The organism is Micromonospora sp. WMMA1996 (genome assembly GCF_002573675.1).
GTDB classification, from domain to species: domain Bacteria; phylum Actinomycetota; class Actinomycetes; order Mycobacteriales; family Micromonosporaceae; genus Micromonospora; species Micromonospora sediminicola.
Genome location: NZ_PDHU01000001.1, coordinates 3349535 through 3372231, shown reverse-complemented (window position 1 = coordinate 3372231; position 22697 = coordinate 3349535). Strand labels below are relative to the sequence as shown.

The window sequence follows — 22697 nt, the reverse complement described above, 5'->3', positions numbered from 1 at the left end:
TCAGTCCACCAATCCGGTGAGTACGGCGAACGGGACCACCAGGTAGCCGGCGCAGAGCAGCACCGCGAAGACGAGCGCGGCGGCGCGGGCCCGGCGCTCGCCCCTCGGCGTCTGCTGGCCGAGGCTGCGGAACGCGCTGAAGGCGCCGTGGCGCAGGTGGAAGCCGAGCGTCACGATGGCGAGCGTGTAGAAGAGCGTGACGTACCAGCGGCCCGGGGCGAAGTCGGCGACCACGTTGCCGTACGGGTTGGACGAGTCGCCCTGCGGGTTCAGGTGACCGGTGGTCAGGTCCAGGATGTGGTAGATCACGAAGAGCAGGATGATCACACCACCCCAGCGCATCGTGCGGGCCGCGTAGTTCACGTGGATCTTGCGGCGGTGCGCGTACGCCACCGGTCGGGCGGCACGGGCCCGCATCGCGAGCGCGGTGGCCGCCCCGATGTGCGCCAGCACCGCCACCGTGAGGACCGTGCGCTGGATCCACAGGAACCAGGTGGTCGGCAGCAGCGGCGTGCCGATGTCCCGGAGCCAGTGCGCGTAGTGGTCGAACGAGGTCTCGCCCGTGAAGATCTTCAGGTTGCCGAGCATGTGCAGGATCAGGAACAGCACCAGGATGATGCCCGTCACCGCCATGACGGCCTTGAGGCCGACGTTCGAGCGGATGGGCGACCGAGTTTTCGTGATTACCACACGACCGACGCTAGGAGCACTTCGATCAGGCGTCCAATGCATCGAAATCGCAGTCTTGATAGCCGTAAGCTATGTAGATGCAGCTCCATCAGCTCCGGTACTTCGTAGCGGTCGCAGAAGTACGACATTTCACCCAAGCGGCCGACCTGGTCGGCATAACCCAGCCCTCGTTGAGTAAGCAAATTCACGCCCTGGAGACCGACCTGGGGGCCCCGCTCTTCGAGCGGGTAAGGGGCAACATCACGCTCACCGCGGCCGGGGACGTCCTGCTGCCGCTGGCCAAGCGGATCCTCGCCGACGTCGACACGGCGACCCGCGAGGTGCAGGAGCTGGTGGGGTTGCGCCGGGGTCGGGTCCGCCTGGGCGCCACGCCCAGCCTGGCCACCTCGCTGGCGCCCCCGGTGCTGCGCCGGTTCCGCGACGCCCACCCCACCGTCGACCTGAGGGTCGAGGAGGGCGGCTCCCAGGACCTGGTCCGCGACCTGCTCCGCGGCGACCTCGACCTGGCGTTGATCATCATGCCGGCCGCCGGCACCGACCCGGGGCTGCGCGCCGACCCGATCCTGCGGGAGAGTCTGGTGGTCGCCTCGGTGGACCCGCTGCCGGGTGCCTCGCCCGCCGGCGAGCTGCGCATCACCGACCTGCGCGACCAGCCCCTGGTGATGTTCCGCGAGGGCTACGACCTGCGCGACGCCACGCTCCAGGCGTGCCGGGCGGCCGGCTTCGAGCCCACCCTGTCGGTGGACGGCGGGGAGATGGACGCCGTGCTCAGCTTCGTCGAGGCCGGCCTCGGCGTCGCGCTGGTCCCCGGCATCGTGGTGGCCCGCCGGCCCGGCATCCGGGTGACCCGGCTCGTCCCACCCGGCGTCCGCCGGACCATCGCGGTGGCCCGCCGCCGCGACGTGGTGCCCACCCATGCCGGCCGCGAACTGCGTCGCATCCTGCTGGAGTACGTCCACGACGCCACCGCCACCGACGAACTCCCGCCCGGCGTGGAGCCACTGGCCTAGGTGGCGTCCGCCGTGGGCCAGGTGCGCAGCAGGGCGTCGACGGCGTCCAGGACCCGCTCCCAGCTCTCCGGCGGAGCGGGGGCGCTGTGGTCGAAGCCGCCCCCCATCTCCAGGCCGACGAAACCCTGGAAGACGCTGCCGAGCAGGCGGACGGCGTGCGTCTGGTCCGGCTCGGGCAGGTGGTAGCCGCGCAGGATCGCCCGCATCATCGCCGAGTGCCGGAAGCCGGCGCTGCCGGCGGCGGTCTGCGGATCGAGTCGGAGCTGGGCCGCGGTCCAGCGGCCCGGATGTCGGTGGGCGTAGTCGCGGTAGACGTTCGCGAAGGCGGTCAGCGCCTCCTTGCCGGCCCGTCCGGCGAGCGCGTCGGCGGCCTCGTCGGCGAGTTCTCCGAGCGCGAGCAGCGCGATCCCGACCCGCAGGTCGTGCGAGTTGCGCACGTGCGAGTAGAGGCTGGCGACCGTGACGCCGAACCGTCTGGCCAGCGCCGAGACGGTCACCTGGTCGAAGCCGACCTCGTCGGCCAGCTCCGCCCCGGCCTGGATCAGTCGCTCTCGATTGAGTCCCGCACGGGCCATGAGTCTCCTCTCACCACGACTCATTATGCCTTTGCCTAATACCTTTAGGAAAATTACCCTCGGGTGTATGACCCCGTTGACCGAACCCGAGATCCGTGCCGCCTTCGTGAACTGCACCAAGGGCGAGGCGAAGCGACTGCACGTCCCGCGCGACCTCGGCGCCCGCCCCTGGGACGACCTCGACTTCCTCGGCTGGCGAGATCCGCAGGCGCTCGACCGCGCCTACCTCGTCGCCGTTCCGGACGGCCGCCCGGTCGCCCTCGCCCTGCGTCGCCCGAGCCCCGGGCCCGGGCGGCAACGCCGCACCATGTGCTCGGTGTGCCTGACCAACCCGGTCGGCGGCGTCAGCCTGATGGTCGCGCGCAAGGCGGGCAAGGCCGGGCAGCAGGGCAACTCGGTGGGCATCTACCTCTGCGACGACCTCGCCTGCTCCCTGTACGTGCGGGGCCGCAAGGACGCCGGCCCCGGCGCCCGCCTACCCGAGTCCCTGACCCTGGAGGAGAAGGTCGAGAGAACCCGCTCGCACCTCACCGCCTTCATCACCCGCGTCACCACCTGACCCCTTCCCGGGGCCCCGGCGCGCGCGTCCCTGCCCGCGTCGATCTTGCACTTGCTGACCCGGCAAAGGGTGCGAATGATCCGGTATCGGGGGCACCAAGTGCAAGATCGACGAAGCGGGCGGGCGGGCGGGCGGACGGGGGAGCGGGGTCAGCGGCCTTCGGCGTCGTCCATGGCGCGGTAGATGCGCTGTTCCGAGACGGGGTAGGGGGTGCCGAGGGCCTGGGCGAAGACGTTCACCCGCAGCTCCTCGATCATCCAGCGGATCTGCCGCGCGGCCGCCGAGCCGCGCCGGGCCGGGGGCAGCGCCGCGAGCATGTCCTGGTACTCCTTCTGCACCACGGCGATCCGGTCCTGTTGCTGTTTGTCCCGCTGCGGGTTGCCGGGCAGCCGCTCCATCCGGCGCTCGATCGCGGTCAGGTAGCGCAGCAGGTCGGGCAGGCGCGCGTAGCCGGCCTCGGTGACGAAGCCGGCGTGCACCAGGCCGCCGAGCTGCTGGCGGATGTCGGCCAGCGCGGCCACCACGGCCAGGTTGCGCGTCGCCCCGAGCCGCTGCTCGACCGTGTACGCGGCGGCGAGCACCTGCCGGACCCGGTTCATCACCTCGACCACGGTGTCGACCAGGTCGGCGCGGACCCGCTCGCGCAGGGCCGCGAAGCCGTCGGCGTCCCAGGCGGGGCCGCCCGCGTCCGCCATGAGCTTGTCGATGGCGGCGCCGGTGGCGTCCTCGATCAGCGCCGGCACCCCGCCGTGCGGGTTGCGGGACAGCGCCAGTTTCGCCTCGTTGCTCAGCCGTCCCTGGAGGAACTTCGCCGGGGACGGCAGCGTCAGCCGCAGCAGTCGCCGCGTGCCCGCCCAGTGCGCGGCCTCCTGCTCGCCGGCGGAGTCGAACACCTTGACCCCGACCGTCGCGCCCTCGTCCACGAGCGCGGGGTACGCGGTGACGGCGAAGCCGGCGCGGACCTGCTCGACGGTGCGCGGCAGCGTGCCGATCGTCCACCCGGTGAGCCCGCTGCGGGCCACGTCCGGCGCGGCGGCGGCGACCACCTGGCGTACCTTGGGCCGCAGTTCGCGTTGCAGCGCCGGCAGGTCCTTGCCCTCGGCGACCGGTTTGTCGTCCTCGCCGAGCACCCGGAAGGTGACCCGCAGGTGCGCCGGCAGCCGGCTCAGGTCCCACGCGTCCGGCGGGACGGTCACCCCGGTCATCCGGCGCAGCTGCCGGGTCAGCGCGGCCAGCAGCGGCTCCTCGCCCGGGGTGATCGCGGCGAGCGCGGCCCGCGCGTAGTCGGGCACCGGAACGAAGTTGCGCCGGACCGGCTTGGGCAGCGAGCGGATCAGCGCGATGACCAGCTCCTCGCGCAGCCCCGGCACCTGCCAGTCGAAGCTCTCCGCCGGCACCTGGTTGAGCAGCGGCAGGGGGATGTCCACGGTGACGCCGTCGGTGGGCGCGGTCGGGTCGAACGTGTACGTCAGCGGCAGCGTGACGCCGTCGGCCCGCCACTCGTCCGGGTAGTCCTCCTCGTCCACGCCGCCCCGACCGTCGTTGACGAGCAGTTCGCGGGTGAACGTGAGCAGGTCCGGCCGCTCCCGGCGGGTCTTCTTCCACCAGGTGTCGAAGTGCCGGCCGGAGACCACGTCGGCGGGGATCCGCTGGTCGTAGAAGGCGAAGATGGTCTCGTCGTCGACCAGGATGTCGCGGCGCCGGGCCCGGTTCTCCAGCTCCTCGATCTCGGTCAGCAGCTTCTGGTTGTCCCGCCAGAACTCGTGGTGGGTCTGCCAGTCGCCCTCGACCAGGGCGTGCCGGATGAACAGCTCCCGGCTCAGCACCGGGTCGATCCGCCCGAAGTTCACCTTGCGGGAGGTGACGAGCGGGATGCCGTACAGCGTGACCTTCTCGTAGGCCATCACCGCGGCCTGCTTCTTCTCCCAGTGCGGCTCGCTGTAGCTGCGCTTGACCAGGTGCTGTGCGAGGGGCTCGACCCACTCCGGCTCGACCCGCCCGGCCACCCGCCCCCACAGCCGGGACGTCTCCACCAGCTCGGCGGCCATCACCCAGCGCGGCGGCTTCTTGAACAGCGCCGACCCGGGGAAGATGGCGAACTTCGCGCCCCGCGCGCCGAGGTACTCGTGCTTCTGCGCGTCCTTGAGGCCGAGGTGCGACAGCAGGCCGGGCAGCAGCGACTGGTGCACCTTCGGGGTGTCGATCTCCTCCGGCAGGTCGGCGCCGGCGCCGCGCCGGCCCTCACCCTTGTCGGAGGTACGCAGGACCTGCCGCAGCTGGCTGACGATGTCCTGCCACTCGCGTACCCGAAGGTAGTTGAGGTATTCGGCCTTGCACATCCGGCGGAACGCGCTGGAGGACAGCTCCCGCTGCTTCTCCCGCAGGTGCCGCCACAGGTTCAGGTACGCGACGAAGTCCGACTCCTTGTCGGCGAACCGGGCGTGCGCCTGGTCGGCCTGGGCCTGCTTGTCGGCCGGGCGTTCGCGCGGGTCCTGGATGGACAGCGCGGCGGCGATCACCACCACCTCGGTGGCGCAGCCGTTGCGTTCCCCTTCGAGCACCATCCGGGCCAGGCGGGGGTCGACCGGCAGTTGGGCCAGCCGCCGCCCCAGCGCGGTGAGCCGCTTCGCCGGGTCGGCCTCGGTCGGGTCGAGCGCGCCCAGCTCGTGCAGCAGGTTGACGCCGTCGGTGACGTTGCGCCGGTCCGGCGGGTCGATGAACGGGAAGGCGGCGACGTCGCCGAGCCCGATCGACGTCATCTGGAGGATGACCGAGGCCAGGTTGGTCCGCAGGATCTCCGGGTCGGTGAACTCGGGTCGGGACTCGAAGTCGGACTCGTCGTAGAGGCGGATGCAGATGCCGTCGGAGGTACGCCCGCAGCGGCCCTTGCGCTGGTTGGCGCTGGCCTGCGAGACCGGTTCGATCGGCAGCCGCTGCACCTTGAGCCGGCTGGAGTAGCGGGAGATCCGGGCGGTGCCCGGGTCGACCACGTACTTGATGCCGGGCACGGTCAGCGAGGTCTCCGCGACGTTGGTGGCCAGCACCACCCGGCGGTTGCTGTGCGCGGCGAAGACCCGGTGCTGCTCGGCGGTGGAGAGCCGGGCGTAGAGCGGCAGGATCTCGGTGCCGAGCAGCGACCGCTTGGACTGCACCAGCTTGCCCAGCGCGTCGGCGGTGTCCCGGATCTCCCGCTCGCCGCTGAGGAACACCAGGATGTCGCCGGGCCCCTCGGCGGCCAGTTCCTCGACCGCGTCGCCGATGGCCTGGATCTGGTCCCGGACGTTCTCCTCGTCGGCCTCGTCCTCCTCCTCGGCCTCGGTGACCTCGACCAGCGGCCGGTAGCGGACCTCCACCGGGTACGTCCGGCCGGACACCTCGACCACCGGCGCCGGGTTGCCGTCGGCGTCGGCGAAGTGCTTCGCGAACCGGTCGGTCTCGATGGTGGCCGAGGTGATGACCACCTTGAGGTCGGGCCGGCGGGGCAGGAGCTGCCGCAGGTACCCGAGGATGAAGTCGATGTTGAGGCTGCGCTCGTGCGCCTCGTCGATGATCAGCGTGTCGTACTGCCGCAGCATCCGGTCGGTCTGCAACTCGGCCAGCAGGATGCCGTCGGTCATCAGCTTGACCAGGCTGTTGTCGCCCACCTGGTCGGTGAAGCGCACCTTGTAGCCGACCACGTCGCCCAGCTCGGTGCCGAGTTCGTCGGCGATCCGGTCGGCGACGGTGCGGGCCGCCAGCCGCCGGGGCTGGGTGTGCCCGATCAGGCCGGTGACGCCGCGCCCCAGCTCCAGGCAGATCTTGGGCAGCTGGGTGGTCTTGCCGGAGCCGGTCTCGCCGGCCACGATCACCACCTGGTGGTCGCGGATCGCGGCGGCGATGTCGTCCCTGCGCTCGCTGACCGGCAGCTGCGGCGGATAGGTGATCGTCGGCACGGCCGCACGGCGTGCGTGGAGCCGCGCCTCGGCCCGGGTGACCTCGGTCGCGATCTCGGCCAGCGCCGCCTCCCGCCGCTGCGGGTCGCGCAGCCGCCGTACGCCGTCGAGCCGCCGCTGGAGCCGGCGCTGGTCGCGGAACATCAGGGGGGTGAGGCGACGGTGCAGGTCGCGAGCGGTCTCGGGGGCGGCGGGTACGGCTGGATTCTGCATGACGTCGCCAAGGATAGGCAGCCGCGCGGCGTACCGCCCCCGGGTTACCGGCGGTGGGCGCGCCATCCCGGATCGGGCGGTCGCCTCCGGATAGGGTTGCCGCCGACGCAGCCGACGAGGGGCGGGGATGATCATGCGGGACACCGACCGGGCGCTCGTGCAGGCCGCCACCGCCGTCGCGAAGCTCCGCTGCCGCAGCGACAACCACAGCGTCGCCGCCGCCGTGCGCAGCACCGACGGCCGCGTGTTCAGCGGCGTGAACGTCTACCACTTCACCGGCGGGCCGTGCGCCGAGGTGGTGGCGCTGGGCGCCGCCGCGACCCAGGGCGCCGGCGAGCTGGAGGCGATCGTCGCGGTGGGGGACCGGGGGCGGGGTGTCATCGCGCCGTGCGGGCGCTGCCGGCAGGTGCTGCTCGACTATTTCCCGTCGATCCGGGTGATCGTGGGGCCGCCGGACGGGCTGCGCGCCGTCCCGATCGCCGACCTGCTGCCCGAGACGTACGTCTGGGCCGACCAGCAGGTCGAGGTGCCGGCCGCCGTGCCGCGCACCGGGGTGTGGCCGATGCCGGTGGTGCCCGGCGTCCGCCAGTCCGCCGAGGACTGACCGGTCAGTCGCCGGCCGCGGCCTCCAGCATCGACCGGGGGACCGGCACCTGCTCGAAGCGGACCTGGCCCTCCGGCACCATCCAGCTCGTCACCCGCGCGACCAGACGCCCGGCGCTGACCGCCGGGTCGTTGGCGTAGAGGTTCCGCGCCGTGTCCGGATCCACCGACAGCACCACGAAGCCGCGGATCCGCTCGTCGTCGCCGTCGAGGACCGGCCCGGCCGCGAGCACCGCGCCCTGCTCCACCAGCCCGGCCTGGTGCGCCAGGTGCGCGTCCTGGATCCGGTCGAGGGCGTCCTGCGGCAGGTCGGGCGCGTCGTCCGGGCGGACCAGGAGCACCACGGTGTGCCTGTCGAATCGCATGCCCTCAGGGTAGGGGCTGCCGGGCGCGCAGCGCCCGGATCGACCAGTCCAGCACCGGCGTCAGGCTCTCGGCCGGCGGCCAGCCGTTGACCACGGAGAGCAGCTCCAGGTAGCGCTCCCGGCGCGGGTCGTGCGCGGTCTCCAACCGCGTCAGCATCCGCCGGCGCAGGTCGGCGTCGTCCGGGCGGCCGCAGAGCCGCGCGTACCGGGCCGTCGCCCGGGAGAGGACCGGGTCGGCGTCGGGCGAGGCCGGGTCGACCCCGGCGGCCAGCGCCGGGGCCACCTCCTCCCGGACCACCGCGACCACGTCCCGGCGTACGCCCTGCGCGCCGGCCCGGTCGGCCGCGTGCTGCTCGGCCAGCCGCCGCAGCCCGGCCCGGAAGGAGGGGTCCAGCGTCAGCTCGGCCAACTCCACCCACGCCTCGATCTGGCCGTCGTCCGGGTCGTCGGGCAGCTCCGGGGTGAGCGACCGGCGGATCCCCGCGAACCCCGGGTCGATCAGGTCGCCGAACGTGGCGTCGAGCAGGTCGTCGACCAACCGTCGCCGCTCGCGCGCGGCCAGGCCGGCCAGCCGGTGCAGCAGGTCGCCCCCCTCCGGCGTGGCACCCCTCCGGGCGATCACCGTCAACACCGCGCGACGCGACCGCAGCAGGCGGATCTGGGCGGTCAACGCGTCCGCGTGCGCCGAGGCGACCTCGGGCAGGGTGATCTCCCGGGCCACCACCCGGCGCACGGTGGGCAGGTCCACGCCCAGCTCCCGCAACGTCCGCACCAGGTCGAGCCGGGTCACCGCCTCCGGGCCGTAGCGGCGGTGGCCGGTCGGCCCGCGGTCGGTGGGCGGCACGACGCCCCGGTCGGACCAGAACCGGATGGTCTTCACCGGCACTCCGGTCCGCCGGGCCAGGTCGCCGATCGAGTAGCGCTCGCCATCGTCCATGCCGCCCAGCCTCGCGCCTCCCCCCGGTGGAGGCGCAAGCCCATCGACAGTTCCCGGTTAGGCGTGCCTTACCAGGTCAGTTAAGGTAAGGCGTACCTAATACCGAGAGGCGAACACCCCCGTGACCACCGTCGCCGTCCGGCCCGCGCGGGCCGACGCCCCCGCCCGCCGCGGCGCCCCCCGCCGCGTCGCGGTCACCCTGGCGGCGGCGCTCCTGCTCTTCGTCGCCCTGCTGGCCAGCCTGGCGCTGGGCAGCCGCCACCTCCCGGTGGACCAGGTGTGGCACGCGCTGGTGGCCCCGGACGACGGCGACGCGACCACGGTGGTCCGCGAGCTGCGGCTGCCGCGTACCGCCCTGGGCCTGGTCGTCGGCCTGGCCCTGGCGCTGGCCGGCGTGCTGTTCCAGGCGGTCACCCGCAACCCGCTCGCCGAGCCGCGCATCCTCGGCGTCAGCGCCGGGGCCTCCTTCGGGGTGGTGCTGGCCATCGCCGTGTTCGGCGTGAGCACGCTCACCGGCTACGTCTGGTTCGGCATCGCCGGCGCGCTGCTCGCCGGGCTGCTCGTCTTCGCCGTCGCCAACCGCACCCGTGAGGGCGCCAGCCCGGTCACCCTCGCGCTGGTCGGCGCCGCGCTCGACGCCGGTCTCGGCGCGGTCGTGTACGCGCTGCTCAGCATCGACGCCCGCACGTTCGAGGAGTACCGCTTCTGGGTGGTCGGCGGGCTCACCGGGCGGGACGTGGGCGTGGCCGGGCAGGTGCTCCCGTTCGTGCTGGCCGGGGTGCTGCTCGCCGCGCTGGCCGCCCGTGGGCTGGACGCGCTCGCCCTCGGCGACGACGTCGCCCGGGGGCTGGGGCACCGGGTCGCCCTGGTCCGGCTGGCCGCCGGCGGGGGCGGTGTGCTGCTCACCGGCGCCGCGGTGGCCGCCGCCGGCCCGATCGCGTTCGTCGGGCTGGCCGTGCCGCACCTGGCCCGGGCGCTGGTCGGCGCCGACCACCGGTGGACGCTGCTGGTCGCCGCGCTGCTCGGTCCCGCCCTGGTGCTGGCCGCCGACGTGACCGGTCGCCTGGTCTCCCCGCCCGGCGAGATCCCCGCCGGCATCATCACCGCCCTCCTGGGCGCCCCCCTGCTGGCGATCCTGGTCCGCCGCGCCAAGGTCGTGACCGCATGACCGCCCCCCACCCCCGCCCCCCTCTCCGCGATCTTGCGGTTGCTGCCCCGGCGAAGCGGGCGAATCGCCCGCCCGAGGGGTCGCAAGTGCAAGATCGCCCGGAGCGGGGTGGGGCGCTCGCGGGGAAGACGCTGCTGCGGGTTCGGGGGGTGGCGGTGCCGTTCCGGTGGCGGCCGGTGGTCGTGGCGGGGGTGCTTCTCCTGCTGCTCGGCGGTGCGGTGGTGCTCAGCCTGTCGTTGGGGACGCCGTACGTGGCGCCGGGCGACGTGGTCCGCTCGCTGTCCGGTGCGGGCACCCCGTACGACCTCGTGGTGCGCGACCTGCGACTGCCCCGCGCGGTGCTCGCGGCCCTGGCCGGCGCGGCGTTCGGCGTGGCCGGCACCCTGATCCAGAGCGTGGCCCGCAACCCGCTGGCCAGCCCCGACGTCATCGGCGTCACCCAGGGCGCCGGGCTGGCCGCCACCGTGGCGCTGACCGGCGGGGCGGCGGCGGTCCTGGTGGCACCGGCGGCGCTGGTCGGCGGGCTGGCCGCGGCCGTCCTGGTGTTCGCGCTCGGCGCCCGGCACGGCCTGGCCGCGCAGCGGTTCGTGCTGGCCGGCGTGGCGGTGGCGTTCGCGTTCCGGGCGCTCACCGAGGTGGTGATGCTCACCGCCGACCCGATCGACGGCCTGCGCGCCCAGCTCTGGCTGATCGGCACCCTGGCCGGCAAGGGCTGGACCGAGGCCGGCTGGATCGCCGGCACCCTCCTGGTGCTGCTGCCGGTGCTGCTCTGGGCCGGTTGGGCGCTGCGCAGCTCGGCCCTGGACGACGACACGGCGCGGGGGATCGGGCTGCGCCCGGTGGCCCGCCGGATCGGGTTGGCCGGCACCGGCGTGCTGGCCGCCGCCGCCGTCACCGCCCAGGTCGGCGCCGTGGACTTCGTGGCGCTGGTCGCCCCGCAGGTGGCCCGCCGGCTGATCCGCGCGGAACGGCCGCCACTGGTGTGCGCCGCCCTGGTGGGCGCGCTGCTGCTGGTCCTCGCCGACCTGGCCGGGCGCCGGCTGTTCGCGCCCACCCAACTGCCGGCCGGTGTGCTGACCGCCGCCATCGGCGGCCCGTACCTGATCTTCGTGCTGCTGCGCACCCGAGGGAGGCGGTCGTGACCGCGCTGCTGTCCACCCGCGACCTGGTCGTCGGCTACGAGGGTCGGACCGTGCTGGACGGGCTGGAGCTCGACCTGCCGGCCGACGCGTTCACGGTGATCGTCGGGCCGAACGCCTGCGGCAAGTCGACCCTGCTGCGCACCATGGCCCGGCTGCTCACGCCGCGCCGCGGCGCGGTGCTGCTCGACGGCGCGGCGATCCGCGACCTGCCCACCCGGGACGTGGCCCGGCGGCTCGGCGTGCTGCCGCAGAGCCCGCTGGTGCCCGAGGGGATCACCGTGGCCGACCTGGTCGCGCGTGGGCGGCAGCCGTACCAGCGCTGGTGGCGGCAGTGGTCGACCGAGGACGGCCGGGCCGTCGACGAGGCGATGCGCCTGGCCGACGTGACCGGGCTCGCGGACCGCCCGGTGGACACGCTCTCCGGCGGCCAGCGCCAGCGGGTCTGGATCGCGATGACGCTGGCCCAGGACACCGACGCGCTGCTGCTGGACGAGCCGACCACCTTCCTCGACCTGGCCCACCAGGTGGAGGTGCTGGACCTGCTGCACCGGCTGCGCGCCGAGCGGGGGCGGACCGTGGTGGCCGTGCTGCACGACCTCAACCAGGCCGCCCGCTACGCCGACCACCTGGTCGCCATGCGTGACGGCGCGGTGGTGGCCGCCGGCCCGCCGCGCGAGATCCTCACCGCCGACCTGGTCCGCGACGTCTTCGGGCTCGACTGCGTGGTCGTGCCCTGCCCGGTCACCGGCGCCCCGCTGGTGGTGCCCGCCCTCACCCAGACCTCGGCCGCTCCGGCCGGCACGCCGGCCGCGACCGGCGCCTCCGTCGGCGACGCCTGAGCGCGCCGGCCCGCACCCGCACCACGGAAAGGAACCTGATGCGTCGTCTCGCCGCCGCACTCACCGCCGCCCTCGCCCTCGGGGTGGGCCTCACCGCCTGCGGGGAGAGCGACCCCGTCGCCGGCACCGGCTCCGGGGAGACCCGGGAGATCACCCACGCCATGGGCACCACCAAGGTGCCCACCGAGCCCAAGCGCGTGGTGGTGCTCGACACCGACAAGATCGACACCGCACTGTCCCTGGGCGTCACCCCGGTCGGCGCGGCCACCGCCGGTGAGGCGAAGAGCTGGCCCACCTACTTCGGCGCGGACAAGCTCGCCGGCATCAAGGAGGTCGGCGTGCTCACCGAGCCCGACCTGGAGGCGATCAACGCGCTCAAGCCGGACCTCATCCTCGGCAGCAAGTTCCGCCAGGAGAAGTTCTACGACGAGCTGTCCGCCATCGCCCCGACCGTGTTCACGGAGAGGGTCGGGATCACCTGGAAGGAGAACTTCCTCCTCGACGGCCAGGCGCTCGGCCGGGAGCAGCAGGCCAAGGACCTGCTGGCCACGTACGAGAAGCGGGCGAAGGACTTCGGCGCGACGCTCGGCGACGCCCCGTCGCGGAAGATCTCCATCGTGCGCTTCATCCCGGGCAACATCCGGGTGTACGGCCCGGACTCGTTCTCCGGCATCGTGGTCGGCGACACCGGCCTCGGCCGCCCGCAGCGTCAGCTGCTGGAGGGCAAGGAGGACCGGCGCTTCGACCTGGTCAGCGCCGAGCGGGTCAACGAGGTCGACGGCGACGTGGTGTTCGTGACGGCGTACGGCGAGAAGGCCGCCGCCGAGCAGGCCAAGGTCACCACCGGCAGCCTCTGGCAGGGCCTGTCCGCGGTCAAGGCGGGCAAGGCGCACGTGGTCTCCGACGAGGTGTGGATGACCGGCATCGGCGTCGGCGCCGCCAACAAGATCCTGGACGACCTGGAGAAGTACCTGGCCGCCTGAGGACCTTTCGCCACCACCGCGCCCGCCCGGGATCCGTCCCGGGCGGGCGCGGTCGCGTTCAGGCGACCAGCTACCAGAGCAGGAACGCGTTGAGCGCCACCACGAGCGCGGTGATCAGCACCGCGACGGCCGTGGTGGCCGGGCGGTTGACCAGGCTGCCCATCAAATCGCGGCGACGGGTGAAGGCCACCACCGGAATCAGCGCGAACGGGATGCCGAAGCTCAGCACCACCTGGGACAGCACCAGCGCCCGGGTCGGGTCGACGCCGATCGCGAGCACGGCCAGCGCGGGCAGCAGCGTCACCGTCCGGCGCACCAGCAGCGGGATCCGGCGGCGCAGGAAGCCCTGCATGATCACCTCGCCGGCGTACGTCCCGACGCTGGTCGAGGCGAGGCCGGACAGCAGCAGGGCCACGGCGAAGCCGACCGCCGCGGTGGCGCCGAGCGTGCCGGCCAGCCCGGCGTGCACGCCCTCCAGCGTGTCGGTGCCGGGAATGCCGCTGCCGTGGAAGCTGGTGGCCGCGACCAGCAGCATGGCCAGGTTGACCCCGCCGGCGATGCCGAGCGCGACCAGCACGTCGATCCGCAGGCCCCTCGCCACCGTCCGCCGTTGCGCCTCGCCGCTGGTGGGTATGCGGTTCGGGGTCAGCGCCGAGTGCACGTAGATCACGTGCGGCATCACGGTCGCGCCGAGGATGCCGGCGGCGAGCAGCATGCTGTCGGTGCCCGCCGTGCGGGGCAGCAGCCCGCCGGCGGTGGCGGACAGGTCCGGCCCGGCGGTGACCAGGTTGACCGCGAACGCCAGCACGATCACGCCGAGCAGCACCGCGATGGCGATCTCGAACGTGCGGAAGCCGCGGGACCGCAGCGCCAGCACGGCGAACGCGGCGGTGCCGACGATCACGCCGCCGGGCAGCAGCGGGATGCCGAAGAGCAGGTGCAGGGCCACCGCACCGCCGATCACCTCGGCCAGGTCGGTGGCCATGGCGACCAGCTCGGCCTGGGCCCACATGGCCCGGTTGAGCGGCCGGGGCAGGTGGTCCCGGCACAGCTCGGGCAGGCTGCGGCCGGTGGCCAGGCCGAGCTTGGCGGTGAGCGTCTGCACCAGCATGGCGGCCAGGTTCGCCGCCACGACGACCCACACCAGCAGGTAGCCGTAGCGGGCGCCGGCGGTGGAGTTGGTGGCGAAGTTGCCTGGGTCGACGTAGGCGACCGCGGCCACGAACGCCGGCCCGAGCAGGATGAGCCGGCCGCGCGTGGCCGCCGGTCGCGACGGCAGATCCCGCGCGGGGCCCCGCGGCGCGTGGCGCACCGGCGGAGCCGGCAGCCGCCGCGCAAGACGATCGGGCAGTGTCATGAGCCGAGCTTCGCGACCCTGCCTCGCGAATGCCCCAGATATTCCCGAAAGGGGAGCAACGGGGCGACCACTCGGAGAAGTGGCCGCCCCGCCGGCGACCGTCGCTCAGGCGGCGGTGGACCAGATCGCCCGGAACGCGGCGGCCTCGCCGGCCAGCCACTGCTCGATCTGCTCGGGCTTGACGTCGGTGGGCATCCGGTGCGCCTCGCCACGACGCACGTCGACCAGCACCGGCTCGGCGTGCGGCAGCACCGCGTCCATGTGCCGGGCCATCAGGTGCAGCGTGGCCAGCGTCGCTTCCTCACTCGGCGGCGCCTCGTCGAAGTGCAGCCGGACCGCCTCGGCCCGGCCGTCGGCGAAGCGTACGCCGAACTGGGGGTTGATCTTGACGGGTAGGTCGCCCAGCATGGCCAGGGCGTCGCGGGTCTGGGCCAGGTCGACGCCGGCTGGCTCGCCGAGCGAGTGCAGCCAGCGGGTCGCGCCGGGCGTGAGCGCCTCGTAGAGCGGGCGCCAGCGCGGCTTGACCAGATCGGCCACCTGGGCGAGGTGGGTGCCGCCGGTGTGGAACGCGACGTCGGCCTTGAGCGCCTTGACGAACTGGCCGTGCGGGTTGAACCCGTGCCGGCTCGCTCGCTGGCGACGCAGGCCGCCGACGAAGGTGGCCTTGGTGGGTCCGGTGCGGTCCACGTAGCGGGTGAACCCGAGGAGGGTGGCGTAGGGGGTGACAGGGGCGGCGGAGGTGGGCGCGGTCACGAGCATCCTCCCAGGTCAACAGCTCGATTAGTACATACATTCTAATCGACGGGGCTGACATCGCCCAGGGTACGAAAAGGGCCGCCCGGACATCCCGGGCGGCCCTTTTTCGCGGAGTTCTACAGTTGCCCGACGTCGGTGATCCGGACCACCGCCGCGCCGGTCTCGTCCGAGGCGGCGAGGTCGATCTCGGCGCTGATGCCCCAGTCGTGGTCGCCGTCCGGGTCGTCCAGGATCTGCCGTACGGTCCACCGCTCGCGCCCCTGCTCGATCATGAGCAGCGCCGGCCCGCGGGCGTCCGGCCCCACCCCGATCCCGTCGTACGTCTCGAAATACGGCTCCAGCGCGTCGGCCCAGGCGTCGGCGTTCCAGCCGTCGCCCGCGTCCAGCTCGCCGAGCAGGTCCCAGCGGCGCAGCGCGGCCAGTTCGACCCGGCGGAACAGCGCGTTGCGCACCAGCACCCGGAACGCCCGGGCGTTGCGGGTGACCGCCGGCGGCCGGTCGTCCAGCGAGGCGGCCACCTCGGCCACGTCGGACGGGTTGCGCAACCGCTCCCACTCGTCGATCAGGCTGGAGTCGACCTGGCGGACCAGCTCGCCCAGCCACTCGATGAGGTCGACCAGCTCCTCGGTCTTGGCGTCCTCCGGCACGGTCTGCCGCAGCGTCTTGTACGCGTCGGCGAGGTAGCGCAGGACGAGGCCCTCGGACCGGGACAGGCCGTAGAACTGGACGTACTCGGGGAACGTCATGGCCCGCTCGTACATGTCCCGGACCACGGACTTGGGGGAGAGCTGGTGGTCGGCCACCCAGGGGTGGCCCTGCCGGTACATCTCGTACGCGGCCTCCAGCAGCTCGGCCAGGGGCTTGGGCCAGGTCACCTCGTCGAGCAGTTCGAGGCGGGCCTCGTACTCGATGCCCTCGGCCTTCATCGCGGCGACCGCCTCGCCGCGGGCCTTGAACTGCTGCGCGGAGAGGATCTGCCGCGGGTCGTCGAGGATCGCCTCGATCACGCTGAGCACGTCCAGCGCGTACGACGGGGACTCCCGGTCGAGCAGCTCGACGGTGGCCAGCGCCAGCGGGGACAGCGGCTGGTTGAGCGCGAAGTCGAGCTGGAGGTCGACGGTGAGCCGCACCCGCCGGCCGGTCTCGTCCGGCTCGGGCAGCTCCTCGACCACGCCGCCGGCCCGCAGCGCCCGGTAGATGGCGATGGCCCGGCGGATGTGCCGGCGCTGGGCGGCCGGGTCCTCGTGGTTGTCGGTGAGCAGGTGCCGCATCGAGGCGAACGCGTCGCCGGGGCGGCCGATCACGTTGAGCAGCATCGAGTGGCTGACCTGGAAGCTGGACGTCAGCGGCTCCGGCTCGGCCTCGACCAGGCGCTGGAACGTCGGCTCGCCCCAGCCGATCGAGCCCTCCGGCGGCTTCTTCTTCACCACCTTGCGGCGCTTCTTCGGGTCGTCGCCGGCCTTGGCGAGCGCCTTCTCGTTCTCGATCACGTGCTCGGGCGCCTGCACCACCACCCGGCCCAGCGTGTCGAACCCGGCCCGCCCGGCCCGGCCGGCGATCTGGTGGAACTCGCGGGCCTTGAGCAGGCGCGTCCGCACTCCGTCGTACTTCGACAGGCCGGTGAAGAGCACCGTGCGGATCGGCACGTTGATGCCGACGCCGAGCGTGTCCGTGCCGCAGATGACCTTGAGCAGCCCGGCCTGCGCGAGCGTCTCCACCAGGCGGCGGTATTTCGGGAGCATGCCGGCGTGGTGCACGCCGATGCCGTGGCGGACCAGCCGGGACAGCGTCTTACCGAAGCCGGAGGTGAACCGGAAGTTGCCGATCGCCTGGGCGATCATGTCCTTCTCGGCGCGGGTGCAGACGTTCACGCTCATCAGCGCCTGCGCGCGTTCCAGCGCGGCGGCCTGGGTGAAGTGCACCACGTACACCGGGGCCTGCTTGGTCTCCAGCAGCTCCTCGAGGGTCTCGTGCAGCGGCGTGGTCGCGTACGAGAACAGCAGCGGGACCGGCCGCTCGGCCGAGCGGACGACGGCGGTCGGCCGGCCGGTGCGCCGGGTCAGGTCGTCGACGAAGCGGGTGGTGTCGCCGAGCGTGGCGGACATCAGCACGAACTGGGCCTGCGGCAGCTCGATCAGCGGCACCTGCCAGGCCCAGCCCCGGTCCGGCTCGGCGTAGAAATGGAACTCGTCCATGATCACCTGGCCGACGTCGGCCCGGCGACCCTCGCGCAGCGCCAGGTTGGCCAGGATCTCCGCGGTGCAGCAGATGATCGGGGCGTCGGCGTTCACGCTGGCGTCGCCGGTGAGCATGCCGACGTTCTCCGCGCCGAACACCTCGCAGAGCGCGAAGAACTTCTCCGAGACCAGCGCCTTGATCGGCGCGGTGTAGAAGGTCGTCCGGTCGTCTGCGAGGGCCGCGAAGTGCGCCGCGATCGCCACCAGGCTCTTGCCCGAGCCGGTCGGCGTATTCATGATCACGTTCGCGCCGGAGACGATCTCGATGACCGCCTCCTCCTGGTGCGGATAGAGGTCGAGGCCGCGCTCGGACGCCCAGGAGGCGAACGCGTCGTAGAGGGTGTCGGGGTCGGCGGTCTTCGGCAGCGCGGCGGTGAGAGTCATGGCGGCTCCCATCGTGCCTGGATCACACCGCGCCGCGCCAACCGGGCTCAGCGCCGCCGGTGGATCAGGTCGAAGACCTCCCGGCCGGCGGTCAGCGCGCGCCGCTCGAACTTCGTCACCGGCCGGTGCGCCGGACGCGGCGCGAAGCCGCCGTGCACGTCGACCAGCTCCGGGTCGGCGGTGAGCGTCTCGCGCATCGACTCGGCGTACTCGGCCCAGTCGGTGGCGCAGTGCAGCGTGCCGCCCGGCGCCAGCCGGGACCGCAGCAGCGCCACGTGCGCCGGCGCGATGATCCGCCGCTTGTGGTGGCGAGTCTTCGGCCAAGGGTCCGGGAAGTAGACGTGCACCGCGTCCAGACAGCCCTCCGGCATGGCCCGGACCAGGTCCAACGCGTCACCCTCGGCCACCCGGACGTTGTCCAGGCCGTGCCGCTCGACCAGCTCCAGCAGGTTGGCGATTCCCGGCGTGTGGACCTCGACCGCCAGATAGTGTCGGTCCCGGTCGGCCGCCGCCATCGCGGCGGTGGCGTCGCCCATGCCGGAGCCGATCTCCAGCACCAGCGGCGCCCGCCGCCCGAACAGCGTCGTCGGATCGCACGGCCCGTCGAGGGCGGCGATCTGGAGGCCGTACGCGGGCCAGAGCCGGGTCAGCGCGTCGCGCTGCCGGTCGCTCATCCGCCCGCGACGCGGGTGGAAGGTCCGGATGCGGGCGGTGGCGGTGTCGGTGGTGGTCACAGCGACCCGAGCCTACGCGACCGGCGGCCCGGATCGGATGTGATGTGCGGCCGGGGGTGAGAGGATTCATCCCGTACGCCGGGAGGGTTCATGGGGTCAGTCAGGGGACGTGCGGCGCTGCTGGTCGCGGTCGCCGCGTGCGCCGCCCCGCTGGTCGGCGCGGCGTCCGCCCAGGCCGCGCCGCGCGCCGCCGAGCCGGTGCCGGGACAGCCGCCCCCGGCCGACGTGATCTTCGTCGAGGTGACGCCCGGCACCGTCCAGCCGGGCTACCTGGTCGGCATCCGGGCGAGCTGCCGCGACAACTCGGTGCCGGCGATCGTGGTCTCCGACGCCTTCGGCCGGATCCAGGTGCAGCCGCAACGCGGCCTGCTCACCGCCTCGCCGATGGTCAACGAGCGCACCCGGCCCGGCAACTACCGGGTCAAGCTGGAGTGCCCGGGCGGGGAGACGGCGTCCACCATGCTCCAGGTGGTCAAGCGGGCCGAGCCGACCCGCCGGCCCACGCACCAGCCCAGCCACGTCCCCAGCCGCGGCCCGGCGACCGGTTTCGGCGGCACCGCCGGCCCTGGCCTCGGCGGCCTGCTGGTGCCGATCGGGCTGGCCGTGACCATGGTCGGCGCCGGGCTCGGCGTGGCCGCGTCCCGCCGGCAGGCCCGCGGCGCCGCCGGGCGCTGAGTCCGATGGACGAGCACACCGTCCCGCCGCCCGGCCGCTCCCGGCTGTCCGGCTGGGCGCTGTTCGCCCTGCCACCGGCCGCCGCGCCGCCCGCCACCGGCCGGGGTTCCGGCCTCGGTCCGCCCGCGGCCGGCCCCGCCCAGCCCGCCGGTGGCCCGGGTGCCGTCGGTGCGCGGGCGGTCGGCGGTCCGGCGGCCCCTGCTCGGCCGTGGAGCCCCCCGCCGGCCGCGTCACCGCCGTGGAACCCGCCCCCCGACGGGTCGCAGCCGTGGAATCCGCCACCGGCGGAAGGCCGACCAGGGCCCGCGCCTCTCACCGGGCCGCGCCCCTGGACCCCACCGCCGGCCGACCCGCCGCCCGGACGCGGCCGGCCCTCCGGCCCGCCGGTCTCCGGTCCGCCGGCCTCCGGCCCGCCGGCCTCCGGCCCGCCGGCCTCCGGCCCGCCGGTCTCCGCTGCGCCGGCCCCGCCGCCGGGGCGGGACCGGGGTCGCGGTCCCTGGTCGAAGCCGCTGGCCGTGGTGCTGGTGCTGGTCGGCGTGTTCGCCACCGGCGCCGGTCTCGGCCGGACCGCCGGGCCGTTCGACTGGACCGACGCGTCGGCCGGGTCGAGCCAACCGCCGCCCGCGCCGGCGCCGGTCCGGAAACCGGCCAGCCTGCCGGTCCGCCTGGCCGTGCCGGCCATCAAGGTCACCGCGCCGGTCACCCCGGTCGGCCAGGCGCGGGACGGTTCGGTGGACGTGCCGCCGCTGACCGAGCACAACCAGACCGGCTGGTACGACCGGGGCGCGGTCCCGGGCGAGCCGGGCCGGGCGATCATCGTCGGTCACGTCGACACCAAGAGCGGTCCGGCCGTGTTCTACCGGCTGCACAGCCTGAAGCCAGGCGCCCGGATCCAGGTGACCCGGTCGGACCGCACGGTGGTGACCTTCAAGGTCGACAGCGTCGAGTACTTCGACAAGGCGAACCTGCCGGCCGCCCGCGTGTACGGCGACTCGGGCCCGTCGGAGTTGCGCCTGATCACCTGCGGCGGGGAGTGGGTCGGCGGCCGCACCGGCTACGAGGACAACGTGATCGTCTTCGCCTCCCGCGTTCCCTGACCGCCTCGCCACCCGAGCGGTTTCCCGGCGGGACGACGGTGTGACCGAGCGCGATATACCGCTGAGTCATATTTATGACCAGGCGGTATATCGCCACGGAGTCGAACCGTCGGCGCAGCCTGATGTGGAGCCGGAGCCGGAGCCGGAGCCGGAGCGGTTGTCGCTGCGCCTCGGAGACGTGATGAGGCCGGGAGGTGCTGGGTCCGCCAGGCCGGGGACCTGGGTGGGTCAGGGGGTCGGGGGGACCTGGTGGACGACCTCGAACTCCAGGAGGGTGGCGCCGGTGGCGACCGGCTTGCGGGGCTCGGCGCCCTCGGGGGCGGCGTGCGCGGCCCGCGCCGGTCCCTGGGCCCAGGCCTGGTAGTCCTCCTCCGTCTCCCACCTGGTGTAGACGAAGTAGCGGCTCTCCCCGGCCACCGGGCGCAGCAGCTCGAAGCCCAGGAAACCGGGGGAGTTCTCCACCGCGCCGGCCCGGGCCGCGAACCGCTTCTCCAGCTCCGCGCCGGCGCCCGGCGGGACGTCGATCGCGTTGATCTTCACGACTGCCATGCGTCCACCCTAGCGAGCGGCCCGCCGGTCAGAACGCCTCGACCGCGGGCACCAGGTCGGCGTCGACCACGATCGGGGCGTGGTCGGAGGGGCCCTTGCCCTTGCGGGCCTCCCGGTCCACGTACGCCGAGCGGACCGCGCGGGCGAACGGCGCGGTCGCGTACACCAGGTCGATCCGCATGCCCTTGTTCTGGTGGAACATCCCGGCCCGGTAGTCCCAGTAGGTGAACGGGTGCGGGCCCTTCATCGGGGTCGGCACCACGTCCTCCAGGCCCAGGTCGCGTAGCGCCGCCAGGGCGGCCCGCTCGGCCGGCGTGACGTGGGTGGAGGTGGCGAACAGGGCCGGGTCCCACACGTCGGCGTCGGTCGGGGCGACGTTGAAGTCGCCGCAGACGGCGAGCGGGAGGGCGGCGGCCACCTCCGCCTCCAGGGCGTCGCGCAGCGCGGCGAACCAGGCCAGCTTGTACGTGTAGTGCGGGTCGTCCGGGGTGCGGCCGTTGGGCACGTACACCGACCAGACCCGCAGGCCGTCGCAGGTGGCGGAGATGGCCCGGGCCTCCGGCTCGGGGAAGCCGGGCTCGCCGGGGAACCCGACCGCCACGTCGGCCAGCCCGACCCGGGACAGCACGGCCACCCCGTTCCACCGGCCGTCGCTGTGGCTGGCCACCTCGTAGCCCAGCTCGCCCACCTCGGCGACGGGGAACGCCCCGTCCGGGCACTTCGTCTCCTGCAGGCAGACGACGTCGGGCTTCGTGGTGGCCAGCCAGTCGAGCAGCCGGGGCAGGCGGGCCTTCACCGAGTTGACGTTCCAGGTCGCCAGGCGCATGTCCCCAGCCTGCCGCATCCCCGGCCGCCCCGCCGGGTCAGCGCTCCGGGGTGTCGCCCGGGTGGGTCTGCTCGGCGAGGAAGCGCTCCAGCTCGGCGCCCAGCTCGTCGGCCGTGGGCAGCGGCCCGGTCTCGGCGGCGAGCAGGCTCTTCTCGCCGCGCCCCCGGGCGAACGTGTCGTACTGCTCCTCGAGGGCCTGGACCAGCGTGGCGGCCTCCTCGGTCTGGGCGACCTGGCGGTCGATCTCCACCCGGACCACCTCGGCGGCGGTCCGCAGGCCGTCGCGGGGCAGCAGCAGGCCGGTGCCCCGGGACACGGCGGCGAGCAGCGCCTCGGCGGCGGCCGGGTACTCGGTCTGGGCGACGTAGTGCGGCACGTGCGCGGCGAAGCCGAGGGCGTCGCGGCCCTGCTCACCGAGGCGGTATTCCAGCAGGTGGCCGACGCTGGCCGGTACCTGCACCTTCTGCAACCACGGCTCGTGTCCGGAGATCAGCTCCGGCCGGGTGGCGTGCGCGGTGACGCCGCTGGGCCGGGTGTGCGGTACGGCCATCGGGATCGAGTTGAGCCCGACCGTGAGCCGGACGTCGAGGCGGGCCGACAGGCCGGCGACGGCGGCCACGAAGCGCTCCCACTGCAGGTCCGGCTCGGGGCCGGTGAGCAGGAGGAACGGCGTCTCGTCGTCGTCGTGCAGCAGGTGCAGCTCCAGCGCCGGGGCGTCGTAGTCGGCCCAGTGGTCCTCGACGAAGGTCATCACAGGCCGGCGGGAGCGGTAGTCGAAGAGCTGGTCGACGTCGAAGCGGGCGATCACCCGGGAGTCCAGCGAGGTGAGCAGCTGCTCCCGGGCCAGCCGGGAGGCGCTGCCGGCGTCGACGAAGCCGGTGAGCGCCTGGATCAGCACCGGCTGGCCGAGGTCGGGCAGCTCGTCGGTGAGTTCGTAGAGCTCGTGTGGGTCGAGCACCGGTGGGGTCCTCCCTGTCGAGGCGTACGGAAGCGCCGTGCGCACGGCGCCCCCGGTTCGGCCAACGTACCGGGGGGTGTGGTCCATTCCGTTACGGACCGGTCCGCT

20 protein-coding genes and 1 pseudogene are annotated in these 22697 nt (G+C 73.7%); 9 read left to right on the top strand and 12 right to left on the bottom strand.

What is annotated here, in order from left to right:
- Positions 1–732, bottom strand: a complete 732-nt coding sequence (locus tag COO58_RS15440) for a succinate dehydrogenase cytochrome b subunit (RefSeq protein WP_098745464.1) — start codon at positions 730–732, stop codon at positions 1–3.
- Positions 733–767: 35 nt separating this feature from the next.
- Here COO58_RS15440 and COO58_RS15435 point away from each other — a divergent pair, with 35 nt between their 5' ends.
- Positions 768–1700: a LysR family transcriptional regulator gene (locus tag COO58_RS15435; protein WP_091578472.1), complete on the top strand. Its 933-nt coding sequence runs from the start codon at positions 768–770 to the stop codon at positions 1698–1700.
- Here the strand turns inward: COO58_RS15435 and COO58_RS15430 are convergent.
- On the bottom strand, positions 1697–2275 hold the full coding sequence (locus COO58_RS15430; protein ID WP_098745463.1) for a TetR/AcrR family transcriptional regulator: 579 nt from the start codon (positions 2273–2275) through the stop codon (positions 1697–1699). The genes COO58_RS15435 and COO58_RS15430 overlap by 4 nt on opposite strands.
- Positions 2276–2342: 67 nt before the next feature.
- On the opposite strand from COO58_RS15430, the gene COO58_RS15425 reads away from it, so the two are divergent.
- Entirely contained in the window at positions 2343–2834 is a 492-nt protein-coding gene (locus tag COO58_RS15425; protein ID WP_098745461.1) for an FBP domain-containing protein, read from the top strand.
- Between the two features lie 149 nt (positions 2835–2983).
- On the opposite strand, the gene hrpA is transcribed toward COO58_RS15425, so the two are convergent.
- Complete coding sequence (gene hrpA, locus COO58_RS15420; protein ID WP_098745460.1) at positions 2984–6979, bottom strand: ATP-dependent RNA helicase HrpA; 3996 nt, start codon at positions 6977–6979, stop codon at positions 2984–2986.
- Positions 6980–7106: 127 nt separating this feature from the next.
- Between hrpA and COO58_RS15415 the strand changes: the two genes are divergently transcribed.
- Positions 7107–7583: a cytidine deaminase gene (locus COO58_RS15415; RefSeq protein ID WP_091578461.1), complete on the top strand. Its 477-nt coding sequence runs from the start codon at positions 7107–7109 to the stop codon at positions 7581–7583.
- A 4-nt stretch (positions 7584–7587) separates the two neighbouring features.
- Here COO58_RS15415 and COO58_RS15410 read toward each other — a convergent pair whose 3' ends face one another.
- Complete coding sequence (locus COO58_RS15410) at positions 7588–7947, bottom strand: YciI family protein (RefSeq protein ID WP_098745458.1); 360 nt, start codon at positions 7945–7947, stop codon at positions 7588–7590.
- 4 nt (positions 7948–7951) lie between these two features.
- Positions 7952–8884, bottom strand: coding sequence for a MerR family transcriptional regulator (locus COO58_RS15405; RefSeq protein ID WP_098745457.1), 933 nt, complete (start codon positions 8882–8884; stop codon positions 7952–7954).
- 121 nt (positions 8885–9005) lie between these two features.
- Here COO58_RS15405 and COO58_RS15400 point away from each other — a divergent pair, with 121 nt between their 5' ends.
- The 4 genes from COO58_RS15400 (at position 9006) to COO58_RS15385 (ending at position 13016) form a co-directional block, all read left to right on the top strand.
- Positions 9006–10052, top strand: coding sequence for an iron ABC transporter permease (locus tag COO58_RS15400; protein ID WP_098745455.1), 1047 nt, complete (start codon positions 9006–9008; stop codon positions 10050–10052).
- Between the two features lie 86 nt (positions 10053–10138).
- Positions 10139–11194: an iron chelate uptake ABC transporter family permease subunit gene (locus tag COO58_RS15395; RefSeq protein ID WP_255292630.1), complete on the top strand. Its 1056-nt coding sequence runs from the start codon at positions 10139–10141 to the stop codon at positions 11192–11194.
- A complete protein-coding gene (locus tag COO58_RS15390; protein ID WP_098745454.1) occupies positions 11191–12033 on the top strand; it encodes an ABC transporter ATP-binding protein in 843 nt (280 codons plus the stop codon). Before COO58_RS15395 ends, COO58_RS15390 begins: the two co-directional genes overlap by 4 nt.
- Positions 12034–12071: 38 nt before the next feature.
- A complete protein-coding gene (locus tag COO58_RS15385) occupies positions 12072–13016 on the top strand; it encodes an ABC transporter substrate-binding protein (protein WP_098745452.1) in 945 nt (314 codons plus the stop codon).
- A 70-nt stretch (positions 13017–13086) separates the two neighbouring features.
- Here COO58_RS15385 and COO58_RS15380 read toward each other — a convergent pair whose 3' ends face one another.
- From COO58_RS15380 to trmB, 4 genes are all read right to left on the bottom strand, one after another.
- Complete coding sequence (locus COO58_RS15380; RefSeq protein ID WP_098745451.1) at positions 13087–14373, bottom strand: Nramp family divalent metal transporter; 1287 nt, start codon at positions 14371–14373, stop codon at positions 13087–13089.
- A 105-nt stretch (positions 14374–14478) separates the two neighbouring features.
- Positions 14479–15126, bottom strand: coding sequence for a hypothetical protein (locus COO58_RS15375; protein ID WP_098746372.1), 648 nt, complete (start codon positions 15124–15126; stop codon positions 14479–14481).
- A 119-nt stretch (positions 15127–15245) separates the two neighbouring features.
- Positions 15246–17750 (bottom strand): RNA helicase, encoded by a 2505-nt coding sequence (locus tag COO58_RS15370; protein WP_098745449.1) that lies wholly within the window; start codon positions 17748–17750, stop codon positions 15246–15248.
- Positions 17751–17797: 47 nt separating this feature from the next.
- Entirely contained in the window at positions 17798–18484 is a 687-nt protein-coding gene (trmB, locus tag COO58_RS15365; RefSeq protein WP_098745448.1) for a tRNA (guanosine(46)-N7)-methyltransferase TrmB, read from the bottom strand.
- Positions 18485–18574: 90 nt separating this feature from the next.
- On the opposite strand from trmB, the gene COO58_RS15360 reads away from it, so the two are divergent.
- Together COO58_RS15360 and COO58_RS30810 are read left to right on the top strand one after the other, a co-directional pair.
- Complete coding sequence (locus COO58_RS15360; protein ID WP_098745446.1) at positions 18575–19159, top strand: hypothetical protein; 585 nt, start codon at positions 18575–18577, stop codon at positions 19157–19159.
- Positions 19160–19626: 467 nt separating this feature from the next.
- Positions 19627–20256: pseudogene (locus COO58_RS30810) on the top strand (class F sortase); the annotation flags it as partial.
- 228 nt (positions 20257–20484) lie between these two features.
- Here COO58_RS30810 and COO58_RS15350 read toward each other — a convergent pair.
- From COO58_RS15350 to COO58_RS15340, 3 genes are read right to left on the bottom strand one after another with little or no spacing between them, the layout of a single operon-like run.
- Positions 20485–20805 carry an antibiotic biosynthesis monooxygenase gene (locus COO58_RS15350; RefSeq protein ID WP_091578435.1) on the bottom strand — a complete coding sequence of 107 codons (321 nt, stop codon included), beginning with the start codon at positions 20803–20805 and terminating at the stop codon, positions 20485–20487.
- A gap of 28 nt (positions 20806–20833) precedes the next feature.
- A complete protein-coding gene (locus tag COO58_RS15345; protein WP_091578432.1) occupies positions 20834–21631 on the bottom strand; it encodes an exodeoxyribonuclease III in 798 nt (265 codons plus the stop codon).
- Between the two features lie 37 nt (positions 21632–21668).
- Entirely contained in the window at positions 21669–22589 is a 921-nt protein-coding gene (locus COO58_RS15340) for a proteasome assembly chaperone family protein (protein WP_098745443.1), read from the bottom strand.
- Between the last annotated feature and the right edge of the window lie 108 nt (positions 22590–22697).